The organism is Peribacillus sp. 05N428, from assembly GCF_056397085.1.
In genome coordinates, this window is sequence record NZ_JBFTMS010000112.1 from 1 (window position 1) to 1,387 (window position 1,387).

1 pseudogene is annotated in these 1,387 nt (G+C 40.0%); it reads right to left on the minus strand.

Annotated elements, in window-relative coordinates:
- Window positions 1-1,387, minus strand: a pseudogene (locus tag AC1DIV_RS29935) (phospholipase D-like domain-containing protein); the annotation flags it as partial.

The following is a 1,387-nucleotide window of genomic DNA, read 5'->3' on the forward strand; positions in this document are numbered from 1 at the left end:
TACAGAATCAGTAAGATCCCTCTCGAACTGCTCTGTGAGTTCCCTTGCCACATCAGCACTGTACACGACTTGACACACTTCATAATTCAGGCGAAAACTTCTCATATCATAGTTTGCTGCGCCTACTTCTGCAATTTCCTCATCAATGATCATCAGTTTCGCATGTAACATTCCTTTATCGTACTGGTAGATTTGGACCCCAGCTTCTATAAGTTCCCCGTAATAGGTACGACTTGCAAAGCCCACGATTTTTTGATCAATATGGCGAGGAACAAGTAATCTTACGCGTACACCACGAGCCACAGCTGTCTTTAATGCCATAATAATATCTGTTTCTGGTATAAAGTAGGGCGTTGTTATATCAATGGTTTTGGTCGCTTGTGTTATAMATATAAAGTAAGCTTGMCGAATAACTGGTGTAGGAATTCCAGGGTTTCCTTCCAACGTATGGATGTATGCTTTTTGCAATYCTCCTGTCTTTGTTTGGGTATTGTCTGTTTTACCTTCTATAGGCCATAACTCAGATCCTAATTCGGCAGACCATCTTGAAAGATCTATGCTGCCGGTTGGATTGATTTCCTTTGATTTATATTTTGGGATTTTAGTGGGCTTTTTCGTTGCCTCAGATTTTGTTTTTGACTTTATCCGTTCTGGTACAGCGATATTCCAATGAACGTCGAAGATAGTCTGCAAGTCGCCTGTTGCTTCCCCTAWAATTTGCAAATGAGTGTCCCTCCAAAATCCTACGTCTGGCTTTAATCCTGTATATTCATACCCAACGTTCATACCGCCAGTAAAGGATTCCTTTCTGTCAATCGTGACAATCTTACAATGATCCCGATAATTCCAATTGGACAAAATCCAGGGAAAGCTTAAAGGAAATATTGTCCGACATTCTATCCCTGCTTCCACCATCTGAAGAATTTTTTGACGCGGAAATTTTTTACTCCCCCCAACCATCTCTAATAAAACGAACCCGCACTCCATTTACTGCTTTTTCGATCAGCAGTTCTGTGATGCGATTACCAATATGGTCATTCCGATAGATGAAATATTCCAGATCAATGGTTTTTTKGGCTTTTTGTAGGGATTCGATAAGTTGTTCATATTTTGCTATTCCATTGTTTAGTACTTGGACTTTGCCGACTCGAAGCCCGCCTACAGTAAAATACCTTAAAGCATCGGCGATTATCGATGCTGAATCACCATATGTATCAGGTAACTTATTAGACTCATTATGAGAAGAGGTCAATCTTTTACGATGAATAAGCTTGGGATTTGATATGCTAAGATATAGTAAGAAACCAATGACAGGCAAAACAAGGACGATTACTATCCAATTCAAAGCTTTGGCTGGCCGACGAACTTCCCAAATTGCTATGAATAA